Annotated in this window: 3 protein-coding genes; all 3 read left to right on the top strand. The window is 62.8% G+C overall.

Annotation, left to right across the window (positions count from 1 at the left end; translation table 11 throughout):
* Positions 1–1077: 1077 nt before the first annotated feature.
* The 3 genes from R2N16_RS25240 (at position 1078) to R2N16_RS25230 (ending at position 5128) form a co-directional block, all read left to right on the top strand.
* Positions 1078–2076, top strand: coding sequence for a hypothetical protein (locus R2N16_RS25240; RefSeq protein WP_316669751.1), 999 nt, complete (start codon positions 1078–1080; stop codon positions 2074–2076).
* Positions 2073–2441 (top strand): site-specific integrase, encoded by a 369-nt coding sequence (locus tag R2N16_RS25235; protein WP_316669749.1) that lies wholly within the window; start codon positions 2073–2075, stop codon positions 2439–2441. The genes R2N16_RS25240 and R2N16_RS25235 overlap by 4 nt, the downstream gene beginning before the upstream one ends.
* A gap of 284 nt (positions 2442–2725) precedes the next feature.
* Positions 2726–5128, top strand: coding sequence for an ankyrin repeat domain-containing protein (locus tag R2N16_RS25230; protein WP_316669747.1), 2403 nt, complete (start codon positions 2726–2728; stop codon positions 5126–5128).
* Positions 5129–5157: the final 29 nt, after the last annotated feature.

The following is a 5157-nucleotide window of genomic DNA, read 5'->3' as shown; positions in this document are numbered from 1 at the left end:
GTTGTGGACACAGTCGGTCGTCCGTGTCCGTCGCAGACGATCATCGCATCAGTTCCTCAAGGCGGGGCGACGGTACATATCAGATGCTTACAAGGAGTGGGAGCTCGCTATGGGCGCTGTCCACGGCGGGCAATCGAATGAGAGGCTCGAACACCTTGATAAAGCGAAGAGCCACTTGGATAAAGCCGCGGGAGTGATTGGGGCGGATGCTGTTTTCGTTGCTGACGTGACAGCGAGGCAGTATGTAGTCCAAGCTCAAACCGCGTTATTGCGAGGCAACGCGGTAGAGCGCCAGGATAGGTCGTTAGCAGCCAAGCGCTATGAACACAGTCATCGGCTCTATGCGGCCGCTGTTGCGGAGAAAGAGGCCCCTCCCGAAATAGTTGAGTACGCGCAACGTGAAATGCACGGGGCGCGCGGTCTTGCAGCCCGCGTTCGCGGTGACATTGCCAAGTCGCGGGGGCAGTTCGAGGTGGCTGTAGGTGAATACGAGGCGTCGCTGAGAGCCCGCAGCCACCTGGACGTAGGTGGCACGCCCGACGCCCAACGTGTCCGGCTTCCGGAGCAGCAAATCTATTTGCGAGGCCGGGTCGCCGAGTGCCGCATGCTTTTGGCTGAGACAAAAGGCGACAGTGAGGGAGCAGCGGTACACGCACAAGCCTGGGTACAGGCTTGGGTTGAAGGCGCTCGGGATGGACAGAGACAGGCGTTTGTCACTTCCGTTCAAAACGAATTGCGCCGAGCCCGAGAAAAGGCGGCTCCCTATCTCCCCTCGACACGGGATAACGACGCGGCCAATGACAAGGGGGTGCGAAGCTTTCACCAGTCGCCCGGAGGCGCAAATCCCCCAATGTTTGCTGCGGAGCTGGCGCCTCGAGCCGAAACAGTGCCTGTAAGCCAGATTAGCCAAGGCATAGTAAGCATGGTGCTGACGATGGCAGAACAGTTCAGGAATGGCTTGCTCAGGCGAATGCAGATTACCAAGCCGCTAGGATGCAGGCGAGCACTGGGCAGCACTTGGCTAGCGCGGGTTCTCATGGCGGGGAGGCGCGGGCTTGCGAGGCTGTAGCGGCGGGAGTGAGAGCCCTCGCATACCGCGCCTATGCTCTTGAGGAGTACGAAATCGCCGCCGATGTTTTCAACGGTGGGCAACCGGATGAGGCGATCAAACACCTTGAAAAAGCGGAGCGCCACTTCGTCAATGCCCAGCGAGTGATTGGGGTGGGTGCCGCTTTGGTTGCTGAGGTGACCGCGAGACAGTATTCAGTCCAAGCGCAGATTGCGTTCTCGCGAGGCACCGCAGCGTTGGGAACTCAAGTGCGCGGCGACAATCGGGGAAAAGAGCTAGCGGCTAAGTGCTTTGAACACAGTTCTCGGCGCAATGCGGCCATTGTTGCGGTAGACGGGGCGCCTTCCGAGATAGTTGAGCGCGCGCAACGTGACATGCACATGGCGCTCGGTTTTGCAGCCAACACTCGCGGTGACATTGCTAAGTCGGAGGGGCAGTTCGAGGTGGCTGTAGATCGACACGAGGAGGCGCGGAGAGCCTGGCTCAACCGTCTGGAAGTAACCAGTGGCCCCATCTCCGCACGAACTGAGTTCGAAGTGCGGCAAGTTTTTGCACGAGCTAAGGCCGCCGAGTGCCGCACGCTTTTGGCGGCCAAAAATGATGACCGTGAGGGAGCGGCAGTACACGCTCAAGAATGGGTAGCGGCCCAGCAGGAGGGCGCTCAGAAAGCGGAGGCAACCGCGTTTGCTACTTACGCACAAAACCAACTGCGCCGAGCGCGGGAAGAGGCGGCTCCCTATCTATCCTCGACACGGGACAACGACGCTGCCAATGCCAACGGTGCGCAAAGTTCTCGCCCGTCGCCAGGAGGCGAAAATCCCGCAATGCTCGCTGCGGAACCGGCGCCTCGAGCTGAAACAGTGCTGGCAAGCCATGCAATGGAAGGTAACAATAAGCGAGGTGCTGACGATGGGGATGGTGAGCCCTCCCGCAAGCAGCCCCGCCTGAGTCCTTCGTCTCGGTTCCCGTACTCGCAGCCGGGCAAGGGGCAAGGAATTGGTAAATGACGTCGCAGCACCCTATCCCGCTGCTGGCGCCAGTGCAGGCGGGCACCAGTCCGCGTGCCCCGGCCAAGGCCGAGCAGGGGCGAACGGGCTACAGCGATCGTGGCCCGCGCCACGTGATGGAATGGGCTGGCAGCGCGTTCCGCGAATGGCTGGCTGCACGGGATGCGGAGTTGGCGCGGCATGCATTCTTTTTACACCCACACGCGTTTCGCCATGCGTTCGGCACCGCCGCTGCAGAATCCGGGGTGCCGCTCGATGTGAGACGGAGCCACATGGGGAACGCCTCGCCCGCCACCAGGATGATCTACAGCATGGCCGGCGCCCGCCGGCGCCAACGCGAGGTGACCAAGTTGTTTGCGACGTAGGCCTAGGTCGGGCGGCAGGGCGGAATCGTGTCGCCCGGGACGGTGATCGGTGCAAGGCGCCGCGCGGCGGCGCGCTTTGCGTGCCAGGACTGTCCGGCGGAAATGGTGGGGCGTACCCAGTGCAAACGGACCGGTAGGGTGTCGGTAGGTCAGGTGCGGTTACTTTGTGGTCAGCAGGCCGAGTTGCACCAGGGTCCGGTTGGCGGCGAGCATCGCTGCCGCTCGCCGATGGCCTCGCGAACGGCCACCTGACCGCGGAGCGCCCAGGCCAGCAGGATGTACACATGCCCGACCCGTCGCAAGAACCGATACCCATGACACCGGAACAGCAGCGCCCCGCCGTCGCAGGGACGCCGGCAGCGTTTGTGGAAGCCCCACCCAGCTTGCTCTCCCGGGTGCAGGAGCTGACGGCGCAGCAGCGGCACTTGGCCGAGCAGCAAAGGTTATTGACGCAGCAGCAAAGCGAGCTCGCGCAACATTTTCAGGAGGCCCTCAACGAGGTGGTCCGCTCGGAGGATGTCCACGCCATTGCTTCGGTACTGACCCATGTAGCCCAACTGCCGCGGGAGGAGGTACCACCGTATGTGCCGGCGCTGCTGGCGGCGGCGCCCGTGGTGGCCCGCTCCGACAACGTGGCTGCGATCGACACAACGGCGAGGCTGGCGCTGTGGTTCGGGACGCCCGAGCAGCAGCGAACATGTGTGACCGATCTGAGACCCGGTGTCGGTACCGTCGCCGGTACCGACAATGTGGCCGCGATCGTCCAAATGGGGGCGATCGCGGCGTTGCACGGGACGCCTGAGGAGAAGATCGCCTTTGCGGCCGGTTTGGTGCCCGGTCTCGGTGCGGTTGCCGGCTCCGACAACTGGGCCGCGATCGACAACATGTTGGGACTGGCGTTGATGTGCCCGCCCGAGCTGCAGCGCATCTATGTGGCCGGTTTGGCGCCGGGTCTTGCTGTGGTTGCAGGCTCGAACAACGCGCGCGTGGTCGGCGGCATGGCGACGCTGGTGATGATGGCCGGTACACCGGCGCTGCAGCAGACGTACGCGACGGCATTGGAATCTGCGGTCGGCATGGTTACGGACTCAGGCGATCCAGAGGCGCTGCAGCGCGTGCAGCAACTGATCAGCACGGTAGCCTACGAGCGGTTGTTTACCGCGGCCATGGACGGCAACGTCGAGGCGCTCAGGGACGTGGCAAGTGCGCTCGGCGGCAATGTCAACGTGCAAAGGCAGAGTGATGGTGCGACACCTGTTTATGTTGCAGCGCAATACGGACATGTGAACGCCGTGCGGGTTCTGCAAGGTGAGCACCGCGCCAGCTTGGATATTTGCGACCGCTTGGGAAACACTCCACTGCATGCTGCTGCGATGAATGGTCAAGCCGACGTGGTTCGGATGCTGGTGACGGAGTTGGGTGCCGATGTCGAGGCGCGTAACGCGCCAGGAGAAACACCGCTTTGGCGTGCTGCGGAGCGCGGCCACGTGGGCGTGTGCAAGCTACTTGCGGAGCTACGCGCGAACGTGAAGACGGTGGACGAGGAAGGAGCGACGCCTCTCCACGCGGCCGCATACGAGGGTCAAGCCGACGCGGTTCGGATGCTGGTGACGGAGTTGGGTGCTGAGGTCGATGCGCGTCAACTCGATGGCACCACACCACTTTGGTTGGCTGCATCCGAAGGCTATGCGGGCGTGTGCAAGCAGCTCGTGGAGTTGGGCGCCGACATGAATGCGTCGGACGACCTGGGGCGGACGCCTCTGGAGGTTGCAGCAAGGGAAGGAGAATTCGATGCGATCGGAGCCCTCGCCGAGCAGGGCGCGGACATCCCGCCAGGGACAGCGAGGGCGTTTCAACGATTGAATGCTAATGTCCAGCAAGAACTGGATGCTTGGCGGGCCGCCCACCAGGCCGTGGGCAATGGGGCCACGCTCGAGGACGCTTTACGGGACGGGGATGTCCGTGTGTTCCGGCGCCTGGTGTGTCGGGACAATGTGAATCTTGGTAAGGTCGATGGCGCTGAACGTACGTTCTTGCACCGCGCTGCCGCAGAAAACGCGGACAAAATCGTCACCTACCTCGTTGCCGAGGGCCTGGACCCGGGGGCAAAGGCGGCGGACGGCGATACTGCCTTGCATGAGGCGGCCCGTCGTGGGGCAGCGGCTGCAATGGCTGCGCTTCTAGCTAGCCGGCCCAGTGGCGATGTGATTGATGCACGCGACTGCTTCGGTGAATGCGCCTGGAATATCGCTGTCAATCATGCAGTCCATGGGTCGGCTGCGCACGAGGCCATCGCGGTCCTGTTGCAAGAGGCGGGTGCGAGTAGTATGCCACCCCCCTCGCCTCCCAACACCGGGGTGCTTTTCCAGGACCAGGAGGGTTACCAAGAGGAGTCGTTTTTCCAAACCAAGGCGTCTTTGAATGCAAAGGACAGCTTCGATGGTTGGAGGAAGCAGTGCGGCTTCGACGCTGCCTCTCAGGCAGAGCAACCGGCCATTGAACAGACGCCTGGTTCAGCGAGCGGCACTCCCAAGCGCGATAGGGAACCTTCGGTTGAGCCAGCATCCGGATCCCCTCCTGGAAAGCGCGCTCGAACGGGCGGCTCACCGCCTCGGTTCCCGACGTTGCGTATTTCAGCGATCGTGGACGGTCAGATCAGGCTGATGGTGGACGGCATTTCAGCGTGATCATGGACGCTCGGGGCGAGCGAGAGTGA

This window comes from Ralstonia psammae (assembly GCF_958405935.1).
Classification (GTDB): domain Bacteria; phylum Pseudomonadota; class Gammaproteobacteria; order Burkholderiales; family Burkholderiaceae; genus Ralstonia; species Ralstonia psammae.
This window is presented reverse-complemented; position numbering and strand designations above follow the sequence as displayed.